The sequence below is a fragment of the Sphingomonas benefaciens genome, from assembly GCF_052907485.1.
This window is the reverse complement of the sequence record NZ_JBREIC010000001.1, coordinates 495925-521546: the sequence shown is the minus strand read 5'-3', so window position 1 is coordinate 521546 and position 25622 is coordinate 495925. Positions and strand designations below refer to the sequence as shown.

The window sequence follows — 25622 nt, the reverse complement described above, 5'->3', positions numbered from 1 at the left end:
TACGAAAAGGGGCGCGACCTCGCGGTCGCGCCCCGTCTTTTGTTGGTTCGCGTGAAGGCGATCAGGCCCAGGCGGCCATCTTGGTTTCCAGGTTCGACCGCACCGCCTCGAAGAACTGCTCGGTGGTCATCCACGGCTGGTCCGGCCCGATCAGGATGGCGAGATCCTTGGTCATCTGGCCATTCTCGACGCACTCGATGCAGACGCGTTCCAGCGTCTCGGCGAAGCGGACGACGTCGGGCGTGTTGTCGAACTTGCCGCGATACTTCAAGCCGCCGGTCCAGGCGAAGATCGACGCGATCGGGTTGGTCGACGTCGCCTTACCCTGCTGATGCTGGCGATAGTGGCGGGTGACGGTGCCGTGCGCCGCTTCCGCCTCCACCGTCTTGCCGTCCGGGGTGAGCAGCACCGAGGTCATCAGGCCCAGGCTGCCGAAGCCCTGCGCGACCTGGTCCGACTGGACGTCGCCGTCATAGTTCTTGCAGGCCCAGACGAACTCGCCGTTCCACTTCAGCGCCGATGCGACCATGTCGTCGATCAGGCGATGCTCGTAGACGATGCCGGCTTCCTTGAACTTGTCCTTGAACTCGGCCTCGAACACCTCGGCGAACAGGTCCTTGAAGCGGCCGTCATAGGCCTTGAGGATCGTGTTCTTGGTCGACAGATACACCGGCCACTTCAGGTTGAGACCATAGTGCATCGACGCGCGGGCGAAGTCGCGGATCGAATCGTCGAGATTGTACATGCCCATCGCGACGCCCGACGAGGGGAATTGGAACACCTCCTCGTCGATCCGCGTGCCGTCCTCACCCTCGAAGACGAGGCGCAGCTTGCCCGGGCCCGGCACGCGGAAGTCGGTCGCCTTATACTGGTCGCCGAAGGCGTGGCGGCCGACGACGATCGGGTGCGTCCAGCCCGGGATCAGGCGGGGGACGTTCTTGATCACGATCGGCTCGCGGAACACGACGCCGCCCAGGATGTTGCGGATCGTGCCGTTCGGCGACTTCCACATCTTCTTCAGGCCGAATTCCTCGACCCGCGCCTCGTCGGGGGTGATCGTCGCGCACTTCACCGCGACACCATATTTCTGCGTCGCCTTGGCGGCGTCGACCGTCACCTTGTCCTCGGTGGCGTCGCGATGCTCGATGCCGAGATCGTAATAGTCGAGTTCGATGTCGAGGTACGGCTTGATCAGGCGCTCGCGGATCCATTCCCAGATGATCCGCGTCATCTCGTCGCCGTCGATCTCCACGACGGGCGTGTTCACCTTGATCTTCGCCATGTTTCGCATCCTATGGGAGGGGAATTTGCCGCTCGTCTAGGCAGAAGCGGGCAGGGGATCAACCTGCGATGCGGGCCGGTCCGCGGATCGCGCGCCGCCGCGCGGCTCCGGCGTTGTGTTGCCGGAAGGTCACGGTTACACCCTCGATCTATGCCATCGCTCGAAAAGCCTCCCCACACGCCACTGCCGACGACCACCGTCAAATGGCGCTTTCCCGCCGTTCATCCGGAGGGGCACAAATATGCCGCCATCGCCTTCGGCATCACTTTGCTGGCGACGATCGTCACCAAGGTGCTGTTCTGGCCGCTGTTCGCGGTCGTCATCTGGGTGCTGACCTTCTTCCGCGATCCGGTACGCACGACGCCCACCGGCGAGGGCCTGATCATCGCGCCTGCCGACGGACTGGTGACGATGATCCAGCGCGTGCCGGTGCCCCGCGAGCTGGTCGGCGAGCTTGGCGATGCGCCATTGACCCGTGTGTCGATCTTCATGTCGGTGTTCGATGTCCACATCAATCGCACGCCGATCGCTGGTACGATCCGCCAGGTCGTCTACATCTCCGGCAAGTTCCTCAACGCCGATCTCGACAAGGCTTCGGACGAGAATGAACGCCAGCATATCGTCGTCCAGGGCCGCGACGGCCGTCGCATCGGCTTTACCCAGATCGCCGGCCTCGTCGCCCGCCGCATCGTCCCCTTCGTCAAGCCCGGCGACATGGTGGCGACCGGCCAGCGGATCGGCCTGATCCGCTTCGGCAGCCGCGTCGACGTCTTTCTGCCCGACGACATCGTGCCGCAGGTCGTGCTCGGCCAGCGCTCGATCGCGGGCGAGACGGTGATCGGTCGCGTCGGCGGCGTGCCGGTTGCAGGCATCAGCCAGTGACGCCGGACGATCCTTTGCTGCCGGCGATCGATCCCGATCCGATGCCGACGGCTCCGCCGGTGCGGCCGCGCCGTCCGCTGCGGGCGCTGCGTCGTCCGGCCGGCGGGCTGCCGTTGCGCGCCGTCGCGCCCAATGCCGTCACCGCGCTTGCCTTGTGTTCGGGGCTGAGCGGCGTTCGTTTCGCGATCGGCGGCGAATGGCAGAGTGCGGTGACGATGATCATGATCGCCGGTGTCCTCGACGGTATCGACGGTCGCATCGCGCGATTGCTGCGCGGCGAAAGCCGCTTCGGCGCCGAACTCGATTCCCTGTCTGACGCCATCTCGTTCGGCGTGGCGCCGGCGCTAATCGTCTATCTCTGGTCGCTGGCCGCCTTGCCGCGGCTCGGCTGGATCTGCGCGCTCGTCTTCGCGGTTTTCTGCGCCTTGCGTCTCGCGCGGTTCAACGCGCGGATCGACGCCGACGAACAGCCGCACAAATCGGCGGGCTTCCTCACCGGCGTGCCAGCACCGGCAGGCGCTGCCCTGGCAATGCTGCCGCTCTATTTCTGGTTCTGGACCGACGAACCATTGTTCGCCTCGCCCTGGCTGGTGGCGCCATGGATCGCGTTCATCGCCGTGCTGATGGCATCCAGCGTCGCGACCTACTCCTGGGCGTCGTTCCGGTTGCGCCGGACGGTGCGATTCGAGGCGCTGGCGGGGGTCGTGCTGCTCGGTGCCGCGCTGGTGTCGATGCCATGGCATACACTCTGCGTGCTGTGCCTCGGCTATCTGATCAGCATTCCGTTCAGCGTGATGGGCTATGCCCGGTTCAAGCGACTTCGCGCAACCGGCGAACGGCCGCGGGGACCGGCGTCGCCGCCCAGCGCCTGACCGCGATACGGCGTTCGGCAGTGGCGAGCTGGGCGAGCGGCATGAACGCCGGCTCGACATGGCCGTCCATCAAGCGGACGATCCGCCGCCATTGCGGCGCGACCGTCGCGACGATCACGCCGGCGGCAACCGCAAACGCACCGACGAAAATCATAATGCTGACCATTGCAACCATGTTCGCCTCCCTGGCGCGAACTTTCTTGTGGATAAGTCCGCTAAACCGGTGATTAACCATCAGGTTCCGCCCGCTTCGGAATTTTTCGCGCTTTTTCAGCGACTTTCGTAACGGTCTTGATCTGTTCCAGCGTCCGTGCCCCTGATGGACCCTCTATGTTCCATGTACGTTCCACGGTCAAGTGGTTGCGTTCCGTATCGCGTTGCGCTAGGGGCGCCCCTCTCAACCCCGCATGGGAAGCAACATAGCCCGGTGCGTCGGCCTGATCGGTCGCACGTCATCCGCTTCCCAGAGGCTTAACCGGAAGGATCTATCCCTATGGCGGCTCCCGTCGTCACCATGCAGCAGCTCATTGAAACCGGCGCGCACTTCGGCCACCAGACCCATCGCTGGAACCCGAAGATGAAGCCGTATCTGTTCGGCGATCGCAACGGCGTCCACATCATCGACCTGTCGCAGACCGTGCCGCTGTTCGCGCGCGCGCTCGAATTCGTGTCGTCGACCGTCGCCGCCGGCGGCAAGGTGCTGTTCGTCGGCACCAAGCGCCAGGCGCAGGAGCCGGTCGCCGAGGCCGCGCGTCGTTCGGGCCAGCATTTCGTCAACCACCGCTGGCTGGGCGGCATGCTCACCAACTGGAAGACGATCAGCAATTCGATCAAGCGCCTCAAGAGCCTTGAGGAGCAGCTGTCGGGCGACACGCACGGCCTGACCAAGAAGGAAGTGCTGCAGCTCACCCGTGAGCGCGACAAGCTCGAGCTGTCGCTCGGCGGCATCCGTGACATGGGCGGCATCCCCGACGTGATGTTCGTGATCGACGCCAACAAGGAAGAGCTGGCGATCAAGGAAGCCAACACGCTCGGCATCCCGGTCGTCGCGATCCTCGATTCGAACGTCTCGCCCGACGGCATCGCCTTCCCGGTGCCGGCGAACGACGATGCGAGCCGCGCGATCCGCCTGTATTGCGAGGCGATCGCGATCGCCGCGACTCGCGGCAACGTCGAGCAGCAGCAGCGCCGCGGCGTCGATCTTGGTGCGATGGAGGAGGCTCCCGTCGAGGAGGCCGTCTCGGTCGAGCCGGAGCAGCCGGCGGCCGCCAACGTCGAGGGTGCTGGCGCGGAGGCCGAGCGTCAGATCGACGCATAAGCCACCGACGTCATCGAACTTTCATGCGGGCGGGGCAGGGCGCGGAGCGCTCCGCCCCGCCCGCAACCACATTCGAAACTAGAGGATAGCACAATGGCCGATATCACCGCCGCGATGGTCAAGGACCTGCGCGAGAAGAGCGGCGCGGGCATGATGGACTGCAAGAAGGCGCTCAACGAGGCCGGCGGCGACATGGACGCCGCGCTGGACTGGCTGCGCACCAAGGGTCTGGCGGCCGCGCAGAAGAAGTCGAGCCGTACCGCCGCCGAGGGCCTGGTCGGCGTCGCCGTCTCGGGCACCAAGGGTGCGGTGGTCGAGGTCAATTCGGAAACCGACTTCGTCGCCAAGAACGACCAGTTCCAGCAGTTCGTCCGCGAGGTCACCCAGATCGCGCTGGCGACCGGCGACGACGTCGAGGCGCTGAAGGACGAGAAGACCCCGTCGGGCAAGACCGTCGCCGAGGTGCTGACCAACAACGTCGCGACGATCGGCGAAAACCAGTCGCTGCGCCGTGCCAAGCGTCTCGAAGTGACGAAGGGCGCCGTCGTGTCCTACGTCCACAACCAGCAGTCGCCGGGCCTCGGCAAGATCGGCGTGCTCGTCGCGCTCGAATCGGAGGCGAACGACGAGACGCTGCAGGCGCTCGGCAAGCAGCTGGCGATGCACATCGCCGCCGCCTTCCCGAAGGCGCTGAACGAGGAGGACCTCGACGAGGCGGAAATCGAGCGCGAGCGCGCGATCGCGGCCGAGAAGGCGGGCGAGAGCGGCAAGCCGGCGGACATCATCGCCAAGATGGTCGAAGGTTCGATCGCCAAGTACCGCAAGGAGCATGCTCTGGTCAGCCAGCTGTTCGTGATGGATGGCAAGACCAAGATCAGCGACGTCGTCGCCAAGGCGGGCAAGGACGCCGGCGCCGAGATCAAGCTGGTCGACTATGTCCGCTTCCAGCTCGGCGAGGGCATCGAGAAGGAAGTGTCCGACTTCGCCGCCGAAGTCGCCGCCGCCTCGGGCGTGCCGCAGAAGCAGTAAGCCGGTCGTCACGACCGATTGCGCAAGGGGCGTCGTCCGCGAGGATGGCGCCCTTTGCGTTTCGAAACCCACGCAATCGCCTGCTGCAACCTTTTGGTAACCAACATGTCACCGCGCTGACCTGCGCCCTCCCTAGGCCCACGCCGGACTTCAAGGGGGACGATCGAAGTGCTGACCAGGATCGCGTTGCTCACCACCGTTGCCGCCATTGGCCTCGTCGCGCCGGCCATGGCGCAGGAATTGCCCGCCGCGGCCGACCCGGCACCGCAGGATCAATCGGCGACGCAAGAGAGCGGCGACATCGTCGTGCTCGGCTTCGGCGAGAGCCGTCAGGTGCAGACGGTCACCGCGATCGATCTCGAACGGCTGACGCCGGGCACTTCGCCGCTGAAGGCGATCGCCAAGCTCCCCGGGGTCAATTTCCAGTCGGCGGATGCATTCGGCGCCTATGAATGGTCGACGCGCATCTCGCTGCGCGGCTTCAACCAGAACCAGCTCGGCTTCACCCTTGACGGCGTGCCGCTCGGCGACATGAGCTACGGCAACGTCAACGGCCTGCACATCAGCCGCGCCGTCATCTCGGAAAACCTCGCCAGCACCACGGTGGCGCAGGGGGCAGGGGTGCTCGGCACCGCCTCGACCAGCAACCTCGGCGGCACGATCCAATTTACTTCCCGCAAGCCGTCGGAGACGTTCGATCTGGTCGGCTCCGGCACCTATGGCAGCGACAATACCTGGCGCGGTTTCGCCCGGCTCGACACCGGCGATCTCGGCGGCGGGCTGAAGGGCTATGTCAGCTATGGCTATCTCACCACCGACAAGTGGAAGGGATATGGCACGCAGCGCCAGCATCAGGTCAACGCCAAGCTGGTCGAGGATCTGGGGACACGCGGCAGCATCACCGCCTTCGTCGATTATTCGGATCGTCGCGAGAACGACTATCAGGATCTGAGCTACGCGATCATCAGCCGGCGCGGCCTCAACGACGACAATATCAGCGACAATTATCCGCTCGCGCTGCAACTGGCGCGGGTTTACCAGAACCAGGCGGCGCTCGCCGCCTATCGTCAGGCGAACGGCGGCGTCACCGTCGGCTTCGTCGCGCCGTGGGCGGACGCCGGCTATACCCTCCCGACCGGCTTCGGCAGCGTCGACGATGCCTATTATGACGCCGCAGGTCTGCGCCGGGATTGGCTGGGTGGCGTCACCTTCGACGGCCGACTGACCGACCGGCTGTCGATCGTCTCCATCACCTATTACCATCACAACAAGGGCCAGGGATCGTGGATCACGCCCTATTCGCCGACGCCGGCCGGTGCGCTCGGCGGTGACGGCCAACCACTGCCGCTCGCCTCGGCCGCGGCCTACGGCTATGCCTCGCCGCTCGGCTTTCGCACCACCGAATATGGTATCGACCGCGGCGGCAACGTCACGCGCCTCGCGCTCGACACCGGCGCCAACCGCCTAGAGGTCGGGGGCTGGTACGAAAGCAACAGCTTTACCCAGGCACGCCGGTTCTATGGGATGAGCAACACGAGCGCGGATCGTAACGCCCGCGACTTCCAGTCCAATCCCTATTTCACGCAGTGGAACGGCAAATACGACACCGAGACGCTGCAATATTTCGTCGCCGACACGCTGCGGCTCGGCGCCCTGACACTGAACGGCGGCTGGAAGGGCATGCGCGTCCGCAATCAGGCCAATCTGCTCACCGGCTCGCTGGTCAACGGCAAGATCAAGGCCGAAGACTGGTTCCTGCCGCAGGTCGGCGCGGTGTTCGACCTTGGCCACGGCGCGGAAGTGTTCGCCAGCTATACCGAGAATATGCGCGCCTTTGTCTCGTCGGCGACCTCCGGGCCGTTCGCGACCACGCAGGACGGGTTCAACGCGATCCGCAACACGCTCAAGCCCGAGACGTCGAAGACGGGCGAGGGCGGTGTCCGCCTGCGCACCGGCGGCTTGCAACTGTCGGCGGCGGGATATTACATCCATTTCGCCAATCGCCTGCTCAGCTTCGCCAACGGTTCGGGCATCCAGGGCAATCCGCCGACGCTCAACAATGCCGGCAGCGTGGAAAGCTACGGCGCCGAAGTATCGGCCTTTTACCGGATCGTCCGGCCGCTGACCGTGTTCGCCAGCTACAGCTACAACAAGGCGACCTATCAGGACGACGTCCGGAACGCCGCCGGACAGGTGCTGACCGCGACTGCGGGCAAGACCGTGGTCGACACGCCGGAACATATGGCGAAGGGCGAGCTGGTCTACGACGACAGCCGCTTTTTCGCCCGCGCCGGCGTCGACTATATGGCGAAGCGCTACTTCACCTATCTCAACGATCAGTCGGTCGCCGGACGGGTGCTGGTCGATGCCAGCCTCGGCTATCGCTTCGGCGAGGACAGCGGCGTGTTCCACGGTTTCGCCATCGAGGGCAGCGTCACCAACCTGACCGACAAGAAGTACATCTCGACGATCGGTTCGAACGGTTACACCGCGAGCGGTGACAACCAGACCCTGCTGGCCGGGGCGCCGCGCCAGTTCTTCGTGACGATCCGCCGCGGCTTCTGACCGCGGCGCCCGCCACCAGGCCCCGATCCCCCTCCCGCCGCCGGAGGGGGGGAGGGCGTTTGCCGCCGGTCGGGGCTCGCGGCGAACGCCCGGCATCTGCACGGAAACCTCACCAAGGCACGGCGAGCCGAGGTTGCTCCCGCGCGCCTCTCCGCCTAAGGTCCGCGCCGCCTCCCCATAGACGAATAGGACCTCATGAGCCCCGCGCCGCGCTTTAAACGCATCTTGTTGAAATTGTCCGGCGAAGTCCTGATGGGCGACGGCTCCGGCCTGTCGATCGATCCCACCGTCACCGCCCGCGTCGCCGAAGAGATCGCCGACGTGAAGGCGCAGGGGTACGAGCTGTGCATCGTGGTCGGCGGCGGCAACATCTTCCGCGGCATATCGGGCGCGGCGCGCGGCATGGAGCGCGCGACCGGTGACTATATGGGCATGCTCGCGACGGTGATGAACGCGCTGGCGGTGCAGAATGCGCTGGAGCAGATCGGCGTCGAGACCCGCGTTCAATCGGCGATCCCGATGGCATCGGTGTGCGAACCGTTCATTCGTCGTCGCGCCATGCGCCACCTGGAAAAGGGACGGGTGGTGATCTTCGCCGCCGGCGTCGGCTCGCCCTTCTTCACCACCGATTCGGGCGCCGCCTTGCGCGCCGCAGAGATGAACTGCGATGCCTTGTTCAAGGGCACCAGCGTCGATGGCGTCTACAATGCCGATCCCAAGAAGGATGCCAGCGCAAAGCGTTATGCGACGGTCAGCTACGACACCGTGCTGGCCGACAATCTCAAGGTAATGGACGCCAGCGCCGTTGCCCTGTGCCGGGATTCGAATATTCCGATCGTCGTCTTCAACATCCGCGAGCATGGCAATTTCTCCGCCGTGTTGCGCGGCGAGGGTGTGTCGACGGTCGTGCAGAAGGAAACGGAGTAAGCCATGCCAGCCTATGACAAGTCCGATCTCGAGCGCCGCATGGCCGGTGCGGTCGAAGCGCTCAAGCACGACCTCGGCGGCCTGCGTACGGGCCGCGCCTCGACCTCGCTGCTCGATCCGGTGACCGTCGAGGTCTATGGGGCGCACATGCCGCTCAACCAGGTCGCGACCGTGTCGGCGCCGGAGCCGCGCATGCTGTCGGTGCAGGTCTGGGACAAGAGCAATGTCGGGCCGGTCGAGAAGGCGATCCGCTCGGCCGGGCTCGGCCTCAATCCGATCAACGACGGTCAGACGCTGCGCCTGCCGATCCCCGACCTGACCGAGGAGCGGCGCAAGGAGCTGGCCAAGCTGGCCGGCAAATATGCCGAGCAGGCGCGCATTGCGGTGCGCAACGTCCGCCGCGACGGCATGGACAGCCTGAAGACCGACGAGAAGAAAGGCGTGTTCAGCGAGGACGAGCGCAAGCGCCACGAGACCGAGGTGCAGAAGCTGACCGACGCGACCATCGCCGATCTCGACGCGGCGGCGGCGGCGAAGGAAAAGGAAATCCTGGGCAAGTGACGGGCAAACAGCGTCAGCTGTTTAGCTCATGCCGGGGGCATGAGCGGCCCGTCGCTCCTTACGGAGCGATGGCATGAGCAGCGCCCCCCTTCTGTCGGCCGTGCCCGACAGCGGCCTTGTTCCGCGCCACGTCGCGATCATCATGGACGGCAACGGCCGTTGGGCGAAACAGCGGCTGCTGCCCCGTGTCGCCGGCCACAAGGCGGGGGTCGAGGCGGTGCGCCGCGTCACCCGCGCCGCGCGGGCGATGGGGATCGAGGCGCTGACGCTCTACGCCTTCTCGTCGGAGAATTGGCGGCGGCCGGAGGACGAGATCGGCGCGCTGATGGGCCTGTTGCGGCTGTTCATCCGCTCCGACCTCGCCGAACTCGTCGCCGAGAACGTGCGGCTGCGCATCATCGGTGACTATCGCCGCTTCGCGCCCGATCTGGTCGAGCTGGTCGACGATGCGGTGGCGCGGACCGCCGGCAACACCGGGCCGATCCTGGCGATCGCGCTCAACTACGGATCGCAGGCGGAACTGGTCGCCGCGACGCAGCGGCTCGCCGCGCGCGCGGCGGCGGGCGACATCGATGCGGCCGCAATCACCGCGGCGGATATCGAAGCGGAACTCGACACCGCCGACCTGCCGCCGCTCGACCTGGTGATCCGCTCGTCGGGCGAACAGCGCCTGTCGAATTTCCTGCTGTGGCAGGCGGCCTATGCCGAATTGCTGTTCGTCGACACCCTGTGGCCCGATTTCGACGGCGATGCGCTGGCGGAGGCGGTCGCGGCCTTCGGGCGGCGGCAGCGGCGTTACGGCGGCCTGTGACCTCGCCCGATCAGCCGTCGCCGCGACGGCCCTCCGAACTCGTCGTCCGGACCGTCACCGGGCTCGGCCTGATCGCGCTGGCGCTGGTCGCGCTGGTGCTCGGCGGTTTTCCGCTGTGGCTGCTCACCGCCGTCGCCGGCGTGTTCATGATGGCCGAGTGGAGCGATCTGCACGGCGCGGGCCCGCGCGACAAGCGCCTGGCGCAATTCGCGCTATTCACCGCGCTGGCGATCATGAGTCCGCTCGCCGCCGGCCCGAACTTCTTCGCGCTCGGCCTGCTCGCCGGCGTGTTCTTCTTCGTCACCATCGTCACCCGCCGGCCGCAGCTCGGCATCGGCACGCTCTATGTCGGCCTGCCGATCTTCGCCTTGCTGCTGATCCGCCACCAGAAGCCCGATGGCCTCGTCTATGCGCTTTGGGCGCTGGTCTTGGTCTGGGCGACCGACATCGGCGCCTATTTCGCCGGGCGCAGCATCGGCGGTCCCAAGCTTGCGCCGCGCGTCAGCCCGAACAAGACCTGGGCGGGGCTGATCGGCGGGATCGTCGCGGCCAGCCTGCTCGCGCTGGCGATGCACCTTGCCTGTGGGCTGCCGCTGCGGCTGATGCTCGCGACGCCATTGCTCGCCGTACTCGCGCAGCTCGGCGATCTCTACGAAAGCCATCTCAAGCGTCGGGCCGGCGTCAAGGATTCGGGGGATCTGATCCCCGGCCACGGCGGCTTTCTCGACCGGCTCGACGGCGTCGTGCCGGTCGCCCCGGTCGCCGCGCTGCTCGTCATCCTGCCGCAGCTGCTCACCGCATGAAGACCGTCTCCATCCTCGGCGCCACCGGCTCGGTCGGCACCTCGACCCTCGATCTGGTCGAGCGCGAGCCCGATCGCTTCCGCGTCCGCGCGCTCACCGCGAATTGCGACGTCGACGGCCTTGCCGCCGCGGCGCAGCGGACCCGGGCCGAGCTGGCGGTGGTCGCCGACGAACGCTGTCTGCCCGCCCTGCGCGATGCGCTCGCCGGCACCGGCATCGCGGCGGCGGGCGGCGCGCAAGCGGTGTGCGATGCGGCGCGCGGCGCCGACTGGACCATGGGGGCGATCGTCGGCTGCGCCGGGCTCGGCCCGGTGATGGCGGCGATCGAAGGCGGCGGCACCGTCGTCCTCGCCAACAAGGAGCCGCTGGTCTCGGCAGGGGAGGTGATCCTCGCCGCCGCGGCCCGCACCGGCGCCACGCTGCTGCCCGCCGACAGCGAGCATAATGCGATCTTCCAATGCCTCGACGCCGCCCGCCCGGCGAGCGTCCGCCGCATCATCCTGACCGCGAGCGGCGGCCCGTTCCGCGATTGGTCGACGGAGCGGATGCGCGCCGTCACCCCGGCACAGGCGGTCGCCCACCCCAATTGGTCGATGGGCGCGAAGATCAGCGTCGACAGCGCGACGATGATGAACAAGGGGCTGGAGCTGATCGAGGCGGCGCGTCTGTTCCCGATCCCCGCCGACCGCATCGAGATCGTGCTGCACCGCCAGTCGGTGATTCATTCGATGGTCGATTATGTCGACGGGTCGATGCTCGCCCAGCTCGGCCCCAGCGACATGCGCGTGCCGATCGCCCACACGCTCGCCTGGCCGGAGCGGATGGCGACGCCGATGGAGCCGCTCGACCTCGTCAAGATCGGCCGGCTCGACTTCGAGGCGGCGGATGCGGTGCGTTTCCCGGCCTTGCGGCTGGCGCGCGAGGCGCTCGACGCGGGTGGCGCGCGGCCGGCGATCCTCAACGCCGCCAATGAGATCGCGGTCGCCGCCTTTCTGGCGAACCGCATCGGCTTCCTCGAAATTGCCGCAATCGTCGCCGATACCCTCGACCGGTTCGATCCGCCGCCGCCCGGTACGCTCAAGGATGTCCTTGCCGTCGATGCCGAAGCGAGACGATTGGCGGAAGAACTGGTACAGGGGCACGGTTCGCGCGTTGAGGGTTGCGTAGCTTGATCCAGTCTCCGGGTATCCTGTTGACCGCCGTCGCTTTCCTGTGTGCGATCGGTCCGCTCGTCTTTATCCACGAAATGGGCCATTATCTCGCCGGGCGGCTGTTCGGCGTAAAGGCGGAGGCCTTTTCGATCGGCTTCGGGCGCGAGGTCGCGGGCTTCACCGATCGGCGCGGCACCCGCTGGAAGTTCGGCTGGCTGCCGCTCGGCGGCTATGTCCGCTTCGCCGGCGACATGAACCCGGCGAGCCAGCCCGACGCCGCCTGGCTGTCGCTGCCCGCCGACGAACGCCGCCGCACCTTCCAGGCCAAGCCCTTGTGGCAGCGCGCCGTCATCGTCGCCGCCGGACCGGCGGTGAATCTCGTGCTCGCCGTCCTCATCCTCGCCGGCTTCGCTTATGCCTATGGCGTCGATCGCACGCCGGCGGTGGTCGGCAGCGTCGTCGCGGCGGGCCCCGGCGCCAAGGCCGGCCTCGTCCCCGGTGATCGCATCGTCGCGATCGACGGCCGCGCGATGGCGACCTTCTCCGACGTCGCGCGCTTCGCACTGATCCGGCCGGGCCAGCATGTCGACCTGTCGGTGGACCACGCCGGCAGCGTCGTGACGCGGCCGCTCGACATCGGCACGGTTCATCAGCGCGATCGCTTCGGCAATGAATATCGCATCGGCCGGATCGGCATCGCCAGCGGCGATCCCGTGCTGGCGCGCGTCGGTCTGCTGGAGGCGCCGGTCGCCGGCGTGCGGATGACGGTCGACATCATCGGCGGCACGCTCGAGACGCTCGGCCAGATCATCAGCGGTCGCCGCTCGATGGACGAACTCGGCGGCCCGATCCGCATCGCCAAGATCTCCGGCGAGCAAATGGCGCTCGGCTGGTCGGCCTTCGTCTGGCTGGTCGCGATGCTGTCGATCAATCTGGGGTTCATCAACCTGCTGCCAGTTCCGATGCTCGATGGCGGCCATTTGTTCTTTTATGCGATCGAGGCCGTGCGCCGCCGCCCGCTCGAACCGCGCGTCCAGGAATGGGCGTTCCGCGGCGGGCTGGCGATGGTATTGGCGCTGATGCTGGTCGTGACCTTCAACGATTTGATCGCCGTGGGCCTTTGGCAACGGCTGGCCGGGTTGATCGGCTGAACCGCTTGGGGCAGGGCTGGCGCCCGGGCCTTTTCGCCTGACGTATTTGGGGTGGGTTGAGTGACCGCGATGAAGAGTTCGAAATTCGCGCAGACGGGCGCGTTGCTGCTGGCCGGCACCGTGCTGTCGGGCGTGCCCGCGATGGCCCAGACCAAACCGGCCAATCCCGCTGCGCCGGCGCCGGGCACGACGGCGGCAGCGCCCGCCGGCCAGGCCGCGGCCACGCCGGCACCGCAGCGCGTGATCAAGACGCTGCGCGTCGAGGGATCGCAGCGCATCGAGCCCGAGACGGTGCTGTCCTACACCAAGCTGCGCGTCGGCGCGCCCTACACGCCGGAGTCGCTCGACCAGGCGCTGAAGGACCTGCAGGCGTCGGAACTGTTCGTCGACTATTCGATCTCGGGCGTCGAGAGCGGCGACATCGTGCTGCGGGTGCGCGAGAACCCGATCATCAACCGCGTCATTCTCGAAGGCAACAAGGCGCTCAAGAGCGACAAGATCACCAAGGAGATCAAGCTCGCGCCGCGTCAGATCTTCACCCGTACCGCGGTGCGCCAGGACGTCGCGCGGATCATTGAACTCTACCGCCGGCAGGGCCGGTTCGCCGCGGTGGTCAGCCCGAAGATGGTCAGCCTCGACCAGAATCGCGTCGACGTGGTGTTCGAAATCACCGAGGGGCCGAAGTCGAAGGTCCGCCAGATCAACATCATCGGCAACGAGGTGTTCAGCGACGACAAGCTGCGTGGTGAGATGTACACCAAGCAGTCGCGCTGGTTCCGCCTGCTGTCGTCCAACACCAGCTACGACCAGGACCGGCTCAACGCCGACCAGCAGAAGCTGCGCCTCTTCTACCTGACCCAGGGCTATGCCGATTTCCGCGTCACCAGCGCGGTCGCCGAGCTGACGCCGGACAAGCGCGACTTCATCATCACCTACGTCGTCGAAGAGGGGAAGCGCTACAAGTTCGGCGACGTCACCGTCGACAGCGAGATCCGCGACTTCGACAACAAGAAGCTGGCCGCATCGCTGCCGGTCAAGAAGGGCGATTGGTACAATGCGAAGCTGGTCGAGGATTCGATCGACCAGCTGAGCGAGGCGGCCGGCCTGTTCGGCTACGCCTTCACCAACGTCGAGCCGGACTATAACCGCGACCCCGAAACGCTGACGATGGGGTTGAACTTCCACATCGGCCAGGCGCAGCGCACCTATGTCGAGCGGGTGGAGATCAACGGCAACACGCAGACGCAGGACAAGGTCGTCCGCCGCGAGATCCGGCTTGCCGAAGGCGATGCCTTCAACAGCTTCCAGGTCAAGCGGTCGCAGGATCGCATCAACTCGCTGGGCTTCTTCCAGGACAAGATGGAGATCAAGCAGAACCCCGGTTCCGCCCCCGATCGCGTCGTCCTGGAAACCAACCTTGAGGAAAAGTCGACCGGCGAGCTGCAGCTGTCCGTCGGCTATTCGAGCCTCGAACGGTTCATCATCCAGGCGAACATCACGCAGCGCAACTTCCGCGGCAAGGGCCAAGAATTGCGCGCCGGCGTCAACTATTCGACCTATTCGAAGTCGGTCGAACTCGGCTTCACCGAGCCGTATCTGTTCGACAAGAACGTCGCGGTCGCGTTCGACGTGTTCCGTCGCGACTACAATTCCTTCAACTATATCGGCACGCAGCGGCAGACGACCTATTCGCAGGTGTCGACCGGCTTCCAGGTTCGTGCCGGTGTGCCGCTGACCGAATATTGGCAGCTCGCCGGCCGCTACGGCCTGTCCTACGACGAAGTCGGGCTCGATCAGGCGACCTATTTCACCGACGGCGCCTGCGATCCGCTCAAGGCCGGCCGCTATCTGTGCGAGGCGATCGGCAACCGCTGGACCTCGTCGATCGGCTATTCGCTGATCTTCGACAGCCTCAACAGCCGCCTGCGGCCGACCGCCGGTCAGCGCTTCTCGTTCAGCCAGGATTTCGCCGGTCTCGGCGGTGACGTGAAATATATCCGCACCCGCGCCGAAGGATCGAAATTCTGGGGCCTGGGTGGCGGCTTCGTCTTCTCGGTGCTGGGCGAGGGCGGCTATATCAAGTCGCTCGAAGGCAGCCGTGGCGCCGGTATCGACAAGGTCCGCATCACCGATCGCTGGTATCTCGGCGAGCCGCAGTTCCGCGGCTTCGACATTCGCGGCGTCGGCCCGCGCGTGCAGCGTATCCCGTACACGACGGATGCGAACGGCAAGCAGGTGCTGGTCACCGACCGCGACCAGATCGTCGACGACGCGCTGGGCGGCACCGCTTATTACCTCGCGCGGGCGGAGCTGGAGCTGCCGCTCGGCGCCGGGGCGCGCGAGCTCGGCCTGCGGCCGTCGATCTACGTCCAGGCGGGCAGCCTGTGGAACCTGACCCGGCCGCTGCCGACCGCGACCTTCCCGACGATCACCGATTCCAACGGCAACGTCACGGTGCTGCCGATCAGCACGCCGGTGAAGGACAGCTCCGGTCGCCAGCTCTACATCGTCTCGTCGACCGACACGACCAATGCCGGTGCGGTGACCACCTGCGCGATCGGCTATTCGTCGACCGGCGGGGGTGCCTGCTCGGGATCCTCGACGAACAGCCTGTACCAGACCTCCACCGCGCCGTTTAAGGAAGTCTATTACGGCAGCACCGCGCTGCCGCGCGTCTCGGTCGGTGTCGGCGTCAACTGGAATTCGCCGTTCGGCCCGCTGCGCATCGATCTCGCCAAGGCGATCGTGACCCAGAAGGGCGACGATCCCAAGCTCATCACCTTCAACGTAGGGACCCAGTTCTAATGAAGACTATCACCAAGACGTCGCTCGTCGCGGCGGCCGGCATGGCCGCTGCTCTCGTCGCGGGCGGCGCGGTCGCGCAGACCGCGGGCATCGCCACCGTTCAGCCGGACGCCGCGATCCTCAGCGCCAAGGCGTTCGACGCGGCCAACCAGCAGATCGCGACCACCTACAAGACGCAGCTCGACCAGGCGGCGTCGCAGCAGACCGCGCTCAACACCCAGCTGCGCACGTTGCTCGACACCAACAAGGACGGCCAGGTCAGTCAGGCCGAACTGCAGGCCGCGCAGGCGCCGAACAGCGCGATCGGCAACCAGATCCGCGCCGCCCAGCAGAAGGCGGAGCCGCAGATCGAATCGCTGCAGCGTCCGGCGACGCTGGCCCAGGCCTATGCGATCGAGCAGATCTCGCAAAAGTATGACGCGGCACTGCGCGCGGTGGTCAATGCCAAGAAGATCAGCATCGTGCTCACCCCGAACGCGATCCAATATGCGCCGCCGGCGACCGACGTGACCCGCGACGTGATCGCGGAGATCGATCGTTCGACCCCGACCGTGACGATCACGCCGCCGGCCAACTGGCAGCCGCAGCAGGACACAGTGCAGCTGCTCCAGCAGTATCGCCAGATCGTCGCCGCCAACGCGCAGCGTCAGGCGCAGGCCGCGCCGGGTGCCGGTGCCGCCGCCGCGCCGGCGACCACCGGCAAAGCGCCGCAGGGCCGCTGAGCGCTGACCCGGTGAGCGACGACACGACCAACGCGGCGAGAGGCGCCATGACCGGTTACGACGTGACCAAGGTCATGGCGGCTCTGCCGCACCGTTATCCAATGCTGCTCGTCGACCGCGTCGTGGAACTCGTTCCCGACGAGTCGATCGCCGCGATCAAGGCGGTGACGATCAACGAGGGCTTCTTCCAGGGCCATTTCCCCGGCCGCCCGATCATGCCGGGCGTGCTGATCGTCGAGGCGCTGGCCCAAGCGGCGGGCATCCTGGCGGTGGAAAGCCTCGGCCTCGCCGGCTCGGGCAAGCTCGTCTATTTCATGGCGATCGACGGTGCGAAATTCCGCAAGCCGGTCGAGCCGGGCGTGCTGCTCCGGCTGGAGGCGAGTTTCGTGCAGAAGCGCGCCAGCGTCTGCAAGTTCGCAGGGGTTGCGAATATCGACGGGCAAGTCGTTGCCGAAGCCAACTTTACCGCGATGATCGCCGATCCGCCTGCCAAGGCGTGATCGTGCGACCTTTGCGACTTTTGACAAATGGCGGCGTCCCGGTTACGGGCGCCGCCTTCCTCTTTCAGGCTGGTCGGAACCAGCCGCCACAAGGAACGTGACGATGAAGGCCGATACCCACCCCGACTATCACATGATCAAGGTCCAGATGACCGACGGCACCGTGTTCGAGACCCGCTCCACCTGGGGCAAGGAAGGCGACACGATGCAGCTCGACATCGATCCCTTGGCGCACCCGGCCTGGACCGGCGGGCGCGGCCAGATGCTCGACGCGGGTGGCCAGGTCGCGCGCTTCAACAAGCGTTTCGGCGGTGGTCTGACGCTCCGCAAGGGCTGAGCCGACGTTTCGTTAACGCAGCCGCAACCAATCCGGCCGTAACGGATGGATCATGTTCGCGGCTGAATATGAATCTGCCGAATCCAACGGCCGGCGCCGCGCCCCGCGCGCGCCGGTTTCGTTGGATGCGCAGATCGGCAAGGCCGCGCGTACCCTCTGCAAGGTGGTCGACATCTCGATCCACGGTGCGCGGCTCCACACCTATTCGGCCCTGACCAAGGGCACGACGATCTGGCTGACCCTGCCAGAGGCGGGCTCGATCGCCGCCGACGTGATGTGGGCGGACGACTTCACCGCCGGCTGTCAGTTTCACCATCCGCTCGACATGAACGTCTTCGACAAGCTGGTGGCGCTCAACCGCTAGGGCCGCAAAGCCGGCTGACCGCGGCCGGCTGACGGACCAGGAGGAGCCGACCGTCGTTGTCGGCTCGCCCGCTGGCGGAGAGGGTGGGATTCGAACCCACGGTGGGCGCGAACCCACGACGGTTTTCAAGACCGCTGCCTTAAACCACTCGGCCACCTCTCCGCATGCGCGGGGCGTGGTGCCTCGATAGTCCGAGCGCGGCATGGCGTGCAAGGGGCGCGACGATCCGGGGTTCACCGCGGCGGCCCCCTGTGGCACCTGCTTGGCCATGTGGGGGCTGATCTCAGGACGATGGCGGCGCGGCGCGACCGTCGCCGCGGTGGCGCTGACGCTCGGCGGGGCAACGCCCGTCGCGGCGCAGGACGAGGCGGGCTTCCAGGCCTATCTGCCGCAGCTGCGCGCGCAGGCGCTGGCCGCCGGAGTGAGGCCGCGGACGGTCGAGGCGGTGTTTCCGACGCTGACGCTCAGCACCCGCACGATCGAACTCGATCGCGCCCAGCCGGGCAATCCTGGCAGCACCGCGACGCCGCCCTTCGCGCCCTATCAGCGCAGCCATGTCGACGCCGCACGGATCGCGCGCGGCCGGGCGACCTATCAGGCGCAGCGCGGCCGCCTCGCCGCGGTCGAGCGGCAGACCGGCGTGCCGGAATCGATCATGGTCGCGATCTGGGGCCATGAGACCAATTACGGGGCCTATACCGGGAATTTCGATCTGCTGCGCAGCCTCGCCAGCCTTGCCTACGAGGGGCGCCGCCGCGACCTGTTCGCCGGGGAGTTCATTGCCGGGCTGAAGATGCTCGACCGTGGCGTGCCGCGCGCGCAACTGGTCGGCAGCTGGGCGGGGGCGACGGGCAATCCGCAATTCCTGCCCTCCGTCTATCTGCGCCTTGGCCGCGATGGCGACGGCGACGGCCGTGTCGATATCTGGAACAGCCCGGCGGACACGCTGGCCTCGATCGGCAATTATTTCGCCAACGCCGGCTGGCGCCCGGGCCAGCCATGGGGGATCGCGGTGCGCGTTCCCGCCGGCTTCGACCGCAGCCAGTTGACCAACCGCCTCGTCTCGCCGCGCTGCCCGCGCGTGTTCGAACGACATAGCGGCTGGAAGACGATGGCCGAATGGCGCGCGCTCGGCGTGCAGCCGCAGGGCAGGGGCTGGCCCGCCGATTCGGTGCTGGCGACGCTGATCGAGCCGGACGGCCCGAACGCCACCGCCTATCTGCTGACCGGCAATTATCGCGTCATCCTCGACTATAATTGCTCCAACTTCTACGCCCTGTCGGTCGGCCTGCTCGCCGACGCCGTGGAGGGATGACGCCGCGCCGTCACCTCCCTATGCTGCCGCCTTTCTCCCTGCCTCGAAAGCCTTAGACGCCGACATGAACAAGCTGATCGCCGCCCCGTTGCTCGCCGCCCTGCTTGCCACGCCGACCATCGCCGCGGCGCCGCAGTTCCAGGGCACCGCGCCGATCGCCTATATGGAGGATCTGTCGTCGGGCGCGGTCCTCTACCAGCGCGACGCCGATCGCCGCATGCCGCCGGCATCGATGGCGAAGATGATGACCGTCTACGTCGCCTTCGACCTGATCAAGAAGGGCGAACTGAAGCTCGACCAGACGTTCCAGGTCCGGCCGGAGACCTGGCAGAAGTGGCACGGCCCGCAGGCCGGATCGACCATGTTCCTCTCCTCGGGCGAGAATGTCAGTGTCGAGAACCTGCTGAAGGGTATCGTCACCCTGTCCGGCAACGACGCCTGCGTCGTGCTGGCCGAGGGCATCAGCGGCACCGAGCAGAGCTTCACCGACCGGATGAACGATGCCGCCAAGCGCATCGGCCTGACCAACAGCCACTTCGGCACGTCGAACGGCTGGCCCGACGGCGGGGCGACCTATGTCACCGCGCGCGATCTCGCCCATCTCGCCGCGGCGACGATCAAGGACTTTCCGGACCTCTACAAGCGCTTCTACTCGCTGCCGAACTTCACCTGGGGCAAGACGCTGGGCGCGGGCGCGGACATCACCCAGGCGAACCGCGACCCGTTGCTCGGCCGCGTCGCCGGTGCCGACGGCCTGAAGACCGGCCATACCGAAGAGGCAGGCTATGGCTTCACCGGCTCGGCCGAACAGAATGGCCGCCGCCTCGTCATGGTCGTCGCCGGCCTGCCGACCTACAGCGGCCGCGCCGAGGAGTCGGTGCGCTTCATGGACTGGGGCTTCCGCGCCTGGCAGGCCAAGCCGGTCGTTGCCGCCGGCCGCGAAGTCAGCACCGCCGAGGTGCAGATGGGCAGCAGCAGCAAGGTTGGCCTAGTCGCCCCCAAGCAGCTGACCGTGACGCTGCCGTCCGGCGCCGCGCCGCAACTCAGCGCCAAGGTCGTCTACGAAGGTCCGATCCGCGCGCCGATCAAACAGGGTCAGCATATCGCCGACCTCGTCATCACCTCGCCCGATATGCCCGAACAGCGGCTGCCGCTGGTCGCGGCACAGGATGTCGGCGAGGCCGGCTTCTTCGGCCGCGCCTGGGCGGGGCTGACCTCGCTGTTCGGCTGAACGCGATGACGGGGGGCGGGCCGCCGTTCGGCAATGCCGCGGCACAGGCCGCCTTCCTCGCCGCCCTCCATGGCGGGTCGCTGCATCATGCCTGGCTGATCACCGGGCCGGAGGGCGTCGGCAAGTCGCGCTTCGCCGAGGCTGCTGCCCTGCGCATGCTGGCGGAGGCGGGCGCGGCCCGCCCGCTGCCGCCCGGTCTCGCCGTCCCCGCCGACCATCCGACCCGGGCGCTGATCGAGGCTGGTTCGCACCCGGACCTGCGCATCTTGCGCCGTCTGCCCAAGGATGCGGACAAGCCCGACCAGGATCTCGCGCGCAGCATCACCATCGCACAGGTGCGCAGCCTGCAGCCGATGTTCGCGACGACGCCGGCAATGGGGCCGCGCCGCGTCGTGATCATCGACGCGGTCGACGACCTCGAGCGGGGCGGCGCCAATGCGTTGCTCAAGAACCTCGAGGAGCCGCCCGCCGGCACGATCTTCCTGCTGGTCAGCCACGCCCCCGGCCGGCTGCTGCCGACGATCCGCTCGCGCTGCCGCCTGCTGCGCTTCGCGCCGCTCGACGAGGCGGAGATGACGCAGGCGCTCGGCGCCCTGCTGCCCGAGGCCGACGCGGACGAGATCGCCACGCTGGTGCGCAGCGGGGAGGGGGCGCCCGGCCGTGCGGTCCGCTATGCCGGGCTCGATGTCGCCGGCCTCGACGCCGCGATCGCCGCGATCGCGACCGACGGCGACCCCGGCAATGCCCGCCGCGCCGCCTTGGCCAAGACGCTGGCCGGCAAGGCGAGCGCGTTGCGCTACGAACTGTTTCTCGAACGCGTGCCTGCGCTCATCGCGCGGGAGGCGCGCAGCCGCACCGGTCCGCGTCTCAAGGCGGCGCTCGACGCGCAGGCCGCCGCCCGCGACCTCGCCGGCGCGGCGGTCGGCCTGTCGCTCGATCCCCAGGCGACGGTATATGAGATGGCCGGCATCCTGGCGACGCTGCGCTGATCCATGATGCCGGCGGAGGCGCGGCGCGCCGTATGCGCAGGCCGCACACCCTCTTCGTCATTCCCGCGAAGGCGGGAATCCAGACGCGCCGCCGTTTCGGTCAATGGACGAAAGGTCAGCGTATCTGGATCCCCGCCTGCGCGGGGATGACGGCATGCGTCAGGGACGGCTGCCGGGACCCCGAGGATGGGCCGCCTCTGCCGACCCCACACCCTTGGCGAGCAGGCTTCACCTCGTCCCGTCGATCGCGTAGAGCCCGGCGCCATGGCCGATCCCTATTACATCACCACCGCGATCCATTATCCCAACGGCCGCCCGCACATCGGCCATGCCTATGAGATGATCGCCGCCGATGCGATTGCGCGCTTCCAGCGTCAGGCGGGGCGCGACGTGCGCTTTCAGACCGGCACCGATGAACATGGCCTCAAAATGGCCCAAACCGCCCGTGCCCGGAACATGGAAACGCGCGCGTTCGCCGATCAGATGTCCTCCTATTTCAGCGACATGGCCGCCACTCTCAATATCAGCTACGATCGCTTCATCCGCACCGTCGAGCCGGATCATTATGCCGCCAGCCAGGCGATCTGGCGCGCGATGCAGGCCAATGGCAATCTGTATCTCGACCGTTACGAAGGCTGGTATTCGGTCCGCGACGAAGCCTTTTACGACGAGAAGGAGCTGGTCGACGGGGAGGGGGGGCAGCGCCTGTCGCCGCAGGGCACGCCGGTCGAATGGACCGCGGAAGAGACCTGGTTCTTCCGCCTGTCGAAATACCAGCAGCCGCTGCTCGATTTCTACGCCGCCAACCCCGATTTCATCCGGCCGGAAGCGCGCCGCAACGAAGTGCTGCGCTTCGTCGAAGGGGGGCTGTCCGACCTGTCGGTGTCGCGGACCAGCTTCGACTGGGGCGTGCCGGTGCCCGACAGCCCCGGCCACGTCATGTACGTCTGGGTCGACGCGCTGACCAACTACCTCACCGGCGCCGGCTATCCCGACGATGCGGCGATGATGGCGCGCTATTGGCCGGCCGATCTGCATCTGATCGGTAAGGATATCACCCGCTTTCACACCGTCTATTGGCCGGCCTTCCTGATGGCGGCGCAATTGCCGTTGCCGCGTCAGGTCTTCGCCCATGGCTTCGTGCTCCACCGCGGCGAGAAGATGTCCAAGTCGGTCGGCAACGTCGTCAGCCCCGACGAACTCACCGACGCCTTCGGCGTCGATGCGGTCCGCTATTTCCTGCTCCGCGAGGTCAGCTTCGGCCAGGACGGCAGCTATTCGGCGGAGGCGATCGTCACCCGCGTCAATGCTGAACTGGCCAACAGCTTCGGCAACCTCGCCCAGCGCACGCTGTCGTTCATCGCCAAGAACCTGGGCGGTACGTTGCCCGGCGAAGGGCGTGCCGATCCGGCGGATGCGATGCTGATCGAGGAAATGGTCGTCGCCTGCGCCGGCCTGCGCACCGCCTTCGACGATCTGATGCTGAGCCAGGGGATCGAGGCGTGGATGCGCGGCGTCTTCGCCTGCAACCAATATATCGATGCGCAGGCGCCCTGGGCGCTCCGCAAGACCGATCCCGAACGGATGCACGCCGTGCTGCGCACCTTGGTGCGCGCGATCCGCATGCTCGCCATCGCCATCCTGCCCGTGGTGCCGGCCTCGGCGGCCAAGGTGCTCGATCAAATCGGCGCGGCCGAGCGCGACCATGCCGCGATCGACGACGATGGCTGGTATGCGAGGGCGGAGGCGGCGGGCTTCGTCATTGCGCCACCATCGCCCGTCTTCCCCCGGCTCGAATTGCCGGCGGCGGAGGTCGCCTGATGTTCGCCGACAGTCATTGCCACCTCAACTATAAGGGGCTGGTCGAGGAGCAGCAGGCGGTGCTGGCGCGCGCGCGGGCCCGCGGCGTCTCCGCGATGCTCAACATCGCGACGCGCGAGCGGGAGTGGGACGAGATCGTCGCCACCGCGGAACGCGAGGCGGACGTCTGGGCCTCGGTCGGCATCCACCCGCATGAGGCGGACCAGCATCCGCATGTCGACACCGCCAAGCTCGTCGCCCGCGCGCAGCATCCCCGCGTCATCGGTATCGGCGAGAGCGGTCTCGACTATTTCTACGATCATTCCGACCGCGCCCGTCAGCAGGCGAGCTTCCGCGCCCATATCGCCGCATCGCGCGAGACCGGGCTGCCGTTGATCGTCCATACCCGCGATGCCGAGGAGGACACGCTTGCGATCCTCGGCGAGGAGATGGAGCAGGGGGTCTATCCCGGTGTCATCCACTGTTTCACCGCCAGCGGCGCCTTCGCCGACGCGGCGCTCGCGCTCGGTCTCTACATTTCGATCTCGGGGATCGTCACCTTCAAGAATGCGCGCGACCTACAGGAGACGGCGGCACGCCTGCCCGCGGACCGGCTGCTGATCGAGACCGACGCGCCGTTCCTCGCTCCGGTGCCGCATCGCGGCAAGACCGGCGAACCGGCCTTCGTCGCGGACACCGCGGCCTTCCTGGCGCAGCTGCGCGGCGAGACGGTCGAGGATCTGGCGGCACGAACGGCGGCCAACTTCTTCACCTTGTTCGGCAAGGCCGGGCAAGCCGGGCGGACATGAGGGTTCGTATCCTCGGCTCCGGCACGTCGTCGGGCGTGCCGCGGATCGGCAATGATTGGGGCAGCTGCGATCCGACCGAGCCGCGCAACCGCCGCACCCGTGCGTCGTTGCTGGTCGAGCATGACGGGGTGAGGGTGCTGGTCGATACCAGCCCCGATCTGCGCGAACAGCTGCTCGCGGCCGACGTCGCCACCGTCGACGCGATCCTGTGGACACACGATCACGCCGACCATTGCCACGGCATCGACGACGTCCGCCAGATCTTCCATGCGCTCGGCCATCCGGTCGCCGGCTATGCCCGGCCGGGAACGCTGGAGGCGTTGCAGGCGCGCTTCACCTATGTCTTCGCCGGTCGACGCGGCTATCCGTCGACCGTCGCCGGTCAGCCGCTGCGCGATCGGCTGAAGGTCGGCGGGATCACGATCGACGTGGTCGACCAGCCGCACGGCAATATCCTGTCGGCCGGGCTCCGCTTCACGGCGGGCGGCAAGAGCGTCGGTTATGCCACGGATTTCCATGAACTGACGCCGGCGATGCGGACGCTCTACACCGGTCTCGACGTGTGGATCGTCGACGCCCTGCGCTATGCGCCGCATCCGACCCATCCCGATGTACCGACGGTGCTCGGCTGGATCGAGGCGCTCGCTCCCGGCCGGTCAGCCTTCGTACATATGGATCACAGTATGGACTATGCGACGCTCCGCGCGACGCTGCCCGCCGGCGTGGAGCCGGGCTACGACGGGCTGGAATTTCATCTATGACACCGGATCTGGGCGGTCAGGCCGCTCTGTATCTGCTTCTCCTGATCCTGCCGATCTCTGCCCTGATCGCACGCCGCGTGCCGATCCTGCGCGTGCTGTTCTCGCTCGCGTCCTGGGGGATCATCGCGGCGCTGCTGCTCGTCGTCGTCAACCAGCGTGAGCAATTCGATCCGTATCTCCAGCGCATCGCCGCGCTCTTGAAGCTCGACGACCAGAATGTTGTCGGCAAGGAAACGCGCATCCGGATGAGCCCGGACGGCCATTTCTGGGCGCGAGTGAACGTCGACGGGGTCGAACGGCGCATGCTGGTCGACAGCGGCGCGACGGTGACCGCGTTGTCGACCGCGACCGCCGACGCCGCCGGTCTGGCGGTGAAGGACGGCATGTTCCCGATGGTGCTCAGCACCGCCAACGGCCGCATCACCGCCAAGACCGCAACCGTTGGGGAGCTGCGGCTGGGCGACATCGCGGCGCGCGATCTGGGCGTCGTCGTATCACCCGCATTCGGCGATACCGACGTGCTCGGCATGAACTTCCTGTCCAAGCTGAAATCCTGGCGTGTCGAGGGTCGGACACTGATCCTCGAACCGCATCACCCGCAGGATTTAACATAATACATATTATCGAACTCGCAGGT

25 protein-coding genes and 1 tRNA gene are annotated in these 25622 nt (G+C 67.0%); 23 read left to right on the top strand and 3 right to left on the bottom strand.

What is annotated here, in order from left to right; genetic code table 11:
• Positions 1 to 61 precede the first annotated feature (61 nt).
• On the bottom strand, positions 62 to 1282 hold the full coding sequence (locus ACU5AX_RS02500; protein ID WP_198352885.1) for an NADP-dependent isocitrate dehydrogenase: 1221 nt from the start codon (positions 1280 to 1282) through the stop codon (positions 62 to 64).
• 150 nt (positions 1283 to 1432) lie between these two features.
• On the opposite strand from ACU5AX_RS02500, the gene ACU5AX_RS02495 reads away from it, so the two are divergent.
• Both ACU5AX_RS02495 and ACU5AX_RS02490 read left to right on the top strand, forming a co-directional pair.
• Positions 1433 to 2164, top strand: a complete 732-nt coding sequence (locus tag ACU5AX_RS02495; RefSeq protein ID WP_446689527.1) for a phosphatidylserine decarboxylase — start codon at positions 1433 to 1435, stop codon at positions 2162 to 2164.
• 41 nt (positions 2165 to 2205) lie between these two features.
• On the top strand, positions 2206 to 3036 hold the full coding sequence (locus ACU5AX_RS02490) for a CDP-alcohol phosphatidyltransferase family protein (RefSeq protein ID WP_446689526.1): 831 nt from the start codon (positions 2206 to 2208) through the stop codon (positions 3034 to 3036).
• On the opposite strand, the gene ACU5AX_RS02485 is transcribed toward ACU5AX_RS02490, so the two are convergent.
• Positions 2975 to 3202 (bottom strand): hypothetical protein, encoded by a 228-nt coding sequence (locus tag ACU5AX_RS02485; protein WP_446689525.1) that lies wholly within the window; start codon positions 3200 to 3202, stop codon positions 2975 to 2977. The two genes, ACU5AX_RS02490 and ACU5AX_RS02485, sit on opposite strands and share 62 nt — an antisense overlap.
• Before the next feature lie 327 nt (positions 3203 to 3529).
• Here ACU5AX_RS02485 and rpsB point away from each other — a divergent pair, with 327 nt between their 5' ends.
• From rpsB to ACU5AX_RS02415, 14 genes are all read left to right on the top strand, one after another.
• On the top strand, positions 3530 to 4354 hold the full coding sequence (gene rpsB / locus ACU5AX_RS02480; protein ID WP_198352888.1) for a 30S ribosomal protein S2: 825 nt from the start codon (positions 3530 to 3532) through the stop codon (positions 4352 to 4354).
• A gap of 93 nt (positions 4355 to 4447) precedes the next feature.
• Positions 4448 to 5383 (top strand): translation elongation factor Ts, encoded by a 936-nt coding sequence (gene tsf / locus ACU5AX_RS02475; RefSeq protein WP_446689524.1) that lies wholly within the window; start codon positions 4448 to 4450, stop codon positions 5381 to 5383.
• A gap of 228 nt (positions 5384 to 5611) precedes the next feature.
• Positions 5612 to 7948, top strand: a complete 2337-nt coding sequence (locus tag ACU5AX_RS02470) for a TonB-dependent receptor (protein WP_446690449.1) — start codon at positions 5612 to 5614, stop codon at positions 7946 to 7948.
• Positions 7949 to 8143: 195 nt separating this feature from the next.
• The gene (gene pyrH / locus ACU5AX_RS02465) at positions 8144 to 8875 is read left to right on the top strand and encodes a UMP kinase (protein WP_198352890.1); all 732 of its coding nucleotides are present in this window, start codon (positions 8144 to 8146) and stop codon (positions 8873 to 8875) included.
• A gap of 3 nt (positions 8876 to 8878) precedes the next feature.
• Complete coding sequence (gene frr, locus ACU5AX_RS02460; protein ID WP_446689523.1) at positions 8879 to 9436, top strand: ribosome recycling factor; 558 nt, start codon at positions 8879 to 8881, stop codon at positions 9434 to 9436.
• Between the two features lie 73 nt (positions 9437 to 9509).
• The gene (locus ACU5AX_RS02455; protein WP_446689522.1) at positions 9510 to 10247 is read left to right on the top strand and encodes an isoprenyl transferase; all 738 of its coding nucleotides are present in this window, start codon (positions 9510 to 9512) and stop codon (positions 10245 to 10247) included.
• Positions 10244 to 11050 (top strand): phosphatidate cytidylyltransferase, encoded by an 807-nt coding sequence (locus ACU5AX_RS02450; protein WP_446689521.1) that lies wholly within the window; start codon positions 10244 to 10246, stop codon positions 11048 to 11050. Before ACU5AX_RS02455 ends, ACU5AX_RS02450 begins: the two co-directional genes overlap by 4 nt.
• Entirely contained in the window at positions 11047 to 12222 is a 1176-nt protein-coding gene (locus ACU5AX_RS02445; protein WP_446689520.1) for a 1-deoxy-D-xylulose-5-phosphate reductoisomerase, read from the top strand. Before ACU5AX_RS02450 ends, ACU5AX_RS02445 begins: the two co-directional genes overlap by 4 nt.
• Entirely contained in the window at positions 12219 to 13352 is a 1134-nt protein-coding gene (rseP, locus tag ACU5AX_RS02440) for an RIP metalloprotease RseP (RefSeq protein ID WP_446689519.1), read from the top strand. The genes ACU5AX_RS02445 and rseP overlap by 4 nt, the downstream gene beginning before the upstream one ends.
• Positions 13353 to 13421: 69 nt before the next feature.
• Positions 13422 to 16157 (top strand): outer membrane protein assembly factor BamA, encoded by a 2736-nt coding sequence (gene bamA, locus ACU5AX_RS02435; RefSeq protein WP_446689518.1) that lies wholly within the window; start codon positions 13422 to 13424, stop codon positions 16155 to 16157.
• Positions 16157 to 16879, top strand: coding sequence for an OmpH family outer membrane protein (locus tag ACU5AX_RS02430; RefSeq protein ID WP_446689517.1), 723 nt, complete (start codon positions 16157 to 16159; stop codon positions 16877 to 16879). The genes bamA and ACU5AX_RS02430 overlap by 1 nt, the downstream gene beginning before the upstream one ends.
• Before the next feature lie 47 nt (positions 16880 to 16926).
• Positions 16927 to 17379 (top strand): 3-hydroxyacyl-ACP dehydratase FabZ, encoded by a 453-nt coding sequence (gene fabZ / locus ACU5AX_RS02425; protein ID WP_446690448.1) that lies wholly within the window; start codon positions 16927 to 16929, stop codon positions 17377 to 17379.
• 103 nt (positions 17380 to 17482) lie between these two features.
• Positions 17483 to 17716, top strand: coding sequence for a 50S ribosomal protein L31 (rpmE, locus tag ACU5AX_RS02420; protein ID WP_198352898.1), 234 nt, complete (start codon positions 17483 to 17485; stop codon positions 17714 to 17716).
• Positions 17717 to 17768: 52 nt separating this feature from the next.
• The gene (locus ACU5AX_RS02415) at positions 17769 to 18080 is read left to right on the top strand and encodes a PilZ domain-containing protein (protein WP_446689516.1); all 312 of its coding nucleotides are present in this window, start codon (positions 17769 to 17771) and stop codon (positions 18078 to 18080) included.
• A 72-nt stretch (positions 18081 to 18152) separates the two neighbouring features.
• Here ACU5AX_RS02415 and ACU5AX_RS02410 read toward each other — a convergent pair.
• Positions 18153 to 18242: transfer RNA gene (locus ACU5AX_RS02410), tRNA-Ser, on the bottom strand.
• Between the two features lie 106 nt (positions 18243 to 18348).
• On the opposite strand from ACU5AX_RS02410, the gene ACU5AX_RS02405 reads away from it, so the two are divergent.
• From ACU5AX_RS02405 to ACU5AX_RS02375, 7 genes are all read left to right on the top strand, one after another.
• Positions 18349 to 19395 carry a lytic murein transglycosylase gene (locus ACU5AX_RS02405; RefSeq protein WP_446689515.1) on the top strand — a complete coding sequence of 349 codons (1047 nt, stop codon included), beginning with the start codon at positions 18349 to 18351 and terminating at the stop codon, positions 19393 to 19395.
• A gap of 64 nt (positions 19396 to 19459) precedes the next feature.
• A complete protein-coding gene (locus ACU5AX_RS02400) occupies positions 19460 to 20626 on the top strand; it encodes a D-alanyl-D-alanine carboxypeptidase family protein (RefSeq protein ID WP_198352902.1) in 1167 nt (388 codons plus the stop codon).
• A 5-nt stretch (positions 20627 to 20631) separates the two neighbouring features.
• A complete protein-coding gene (locus ACU5AX_RS02395; RefSeq protein WP_446689514.1) occupies positions 20632 to 21615 on the top strand; it encodes a DNA polymerase III delta subunit-related protein in 984 nt (327 codons plus the stop codon).
• Positions 21616 to 21879: 264 nt separating this feature from the next.
• Positions 21880 to 23436: a methionine--tRNA ligase gene (gene metG, locus ACU5AX_RS02390; RefSeq protein WP_446689513.1), complete on the top strand. Its 1557-nt coding sequence runs from the start codon at positions 21880 to 21882 to the stop codon at positions 23434 to 23436.
• Positions 23436 to 24224: a TatD family hydrolase gene (locus ACU5AX_RS02385; protein WP_446689512.1), complete on the top strand. Its 789-nt coding sequence runs from the start codon at positions 23436 to 23438 to the stop codon at positions 24222 to 24224. Before metG ends, ACU5AX_RS02385 begins: the two co-directional genes overlap by 1 nt.
• Complete coding sequence (locus tag ACU5AX_RS02380; protein ID WP_446689511.1) at positions 24221 to 24985, top strand: MBL fold metallo-hydrolase; 765 nt, start codon at positions 24221 to 24223, stop codon at positions 24983 to 24985. Before ACU5AX_RS02385 ends, ACU5AX_RS02380 begins: the two co-directional genes overlap by 4 nt.
• Positions 24982 to 25599: a retropepsin-like aspartic protease family protein gene (locus ACU5AX_RS02375; RefSeq protein ID WP_446689510.1), complete on the top strand. Its 618-nt coding sequence runs from the start codon at positions 24982 to 24984 to the stop codon at positions 25597 to 25599. Before ACU5AX_RS02380 ends, ACU5AX_RS02375 begins: the two co-directional genes overlap by 4 nt.
• Positions 25600 to 25622 lie beyond the last annotated feature (23 nt).

Excerpts from the sequence above, each read along its gene's own strand:
- metG (WP_446689513.1), top strand. The coding sequence starts at position 21,880 with ATGGCCGATCCCTATTACATCACCACCGCGATCCATTATCCCAACGGC.
- tsf (WP_446689524.1), top strand. The coding sequence starts at position 4,448 with ATGGCCGATATCACCGCCGCGATGGTCAAGGACCTGCGCGAGAAGAGC.
- ACU5AX_RS02375 (WP_446689510.1), top strand. The coding sequence starts at position 24,982 with ATGACACCGGATCTGGGCGGTCAGGCCGCTCTGTATCTGCTTCTCCTG.
- rpsB (WP_198352888.1), top strand. The coding sequence starts at position 3,530 with ATGGCGGCTCCCGTCGTCACCATGCAGCAGCTCATTGAAACCGGCGCG.
- ACU5AX_RS02470 (WP_446690449.1), top strand. The coding sequence starts at position 5,612 with ATGGCGCAGGAATTGCCCGCCGCGGCCGACCCGGCACCGCAGGATCAA.
- ACU5AX_RS02385 (WP_446689512.1), top strand. The coding sequence starts at position 23,436 with ATGTTCGCCGACAGTCATTGCCACCTCAACTATAAGGGGCTGGTCGAG.
- frr (WP_446689523.1), top strand. The coding sequence starts at position 8,879 with ATGCCAGCCTATGACAAGTCCGATCTCGAGCGCCGCATGGCCGGTGCG.
- ACU5AX_RS02495 (WP_446689527.1), top strand. The coding sequence starts at position 1,433 with ATGCCATCGCTCGAAAAGCCTCCCCACACGCCACTGCCGACGACCACC.
- bamA (WP_446689518.1), top strand. The coding sequence starts at position 13,422 with ATGAAGAGTTCGAAATTCGCGCAGACGGGCGCGTTGCTGCTGGCCGGC.
- ACU5AX_RS02430 (WP_446689517.1), top strand. The coding sequence starts at position 16,157 with ATGAAGACTATCACCAAGACGTCGCTCGTCGCGGCGGCCGGCATGGCC.
- ACU5AX_RS02400 (WP_198352902.1), top strand. The coding sequence starts at position 19,460 with ATGAACAAGCTGATCGCCGCCCCGTTGCTCGCCGCCCTGCTTGCCACG.
- ACU5AX_RS02395 (WP_446689514.1), top strand. The coding sequence starts at position 20,632 with ATGACGGGGGGCGGGCCGCCGTTCGGCAATGCCGCGGCACAGGCCGCC.
- ACU5AX_RS02485 (WP_446689525.1), bottom strand. The coding sequence starts at position 3,202 with ATGGTCAGCATTATGATTTTCGTCGGTGCGTTTGCGGTTGCCGCCGGC.
- ACU5AX_RS02500 (WP_198352885.1), bottom strand. The coding sequence starts at position 1,282 with ATGGCGAAGATCAAGGTGAACACGCCCGTCGTGGAGATCGACGGCGAC.
- ACU5AX_RS02415 (WP_446689516.1), top strand. The coding sequence starts at position 17,769 with ATGTTCGCGGCTGAATATGAATCTGCCGAATCCAACGGCCGGCGCCGC.
- ACU5AX_RS02405 (WP_446689515.1), top strand. The coding sequence starts at position 18,349 with ATGTGGGGGCTGATCTCAGGACGATGGCGGCGCGGCGCGACCGTCGCC.
- pyrH (WP_198352890.1), top strand. The coding sequence starts at position 8,144 with ATGAGCCCCGCGCCGCGCTTTAAACGCATCTTGTTGAAATTGTCCGGC.
- ACU5AX_RS02380 (WP_446689511.1), top strand. The coding sequence starts at position 24,221 with ATGAGGGTTCGTATCCTCGGCTCCGGCACGTCGTCGGGCGTGCCGCGG.
- fabZ (WP_446690448.1), top strand. The coding sequence starts at position 16,927 with ATGACCGGTTACGACGTGACCAAGGTCATGGCGGCTCTGCCGCACCGT.
- ACU5AX_RS02445 (WP_446689520.1), top strand. The coding sequence starts at position 11,047 with ATGAAGACCGTCTCCATCCTCGGCGCCACCGGCTCGGTCGGCACCTCG.
- ACU5AX_RS02455 (WP_446689522.1), top strand. The coding sequence starts at position 9,510 with ATGAGCAGCGCCCCCCTTCTGTCGGCCGTGCCCGACAGCGGCCTTGTT.
- ACU5AX_RS02490 (WP_446689526.1), top strand. The coding sequence starts at position 2,206 with ATGCCGACGGCTCCGCCGGTGCGGCCGCGCCGTCCGCTGCGGGCGCTG.
- rpmE (WP_198352898.1), top strand. The coding sequence starts at position 17,483 with ATGAAGGCCGATACCCACCCCGACTATCACATGATCAAGGTCCAGATG.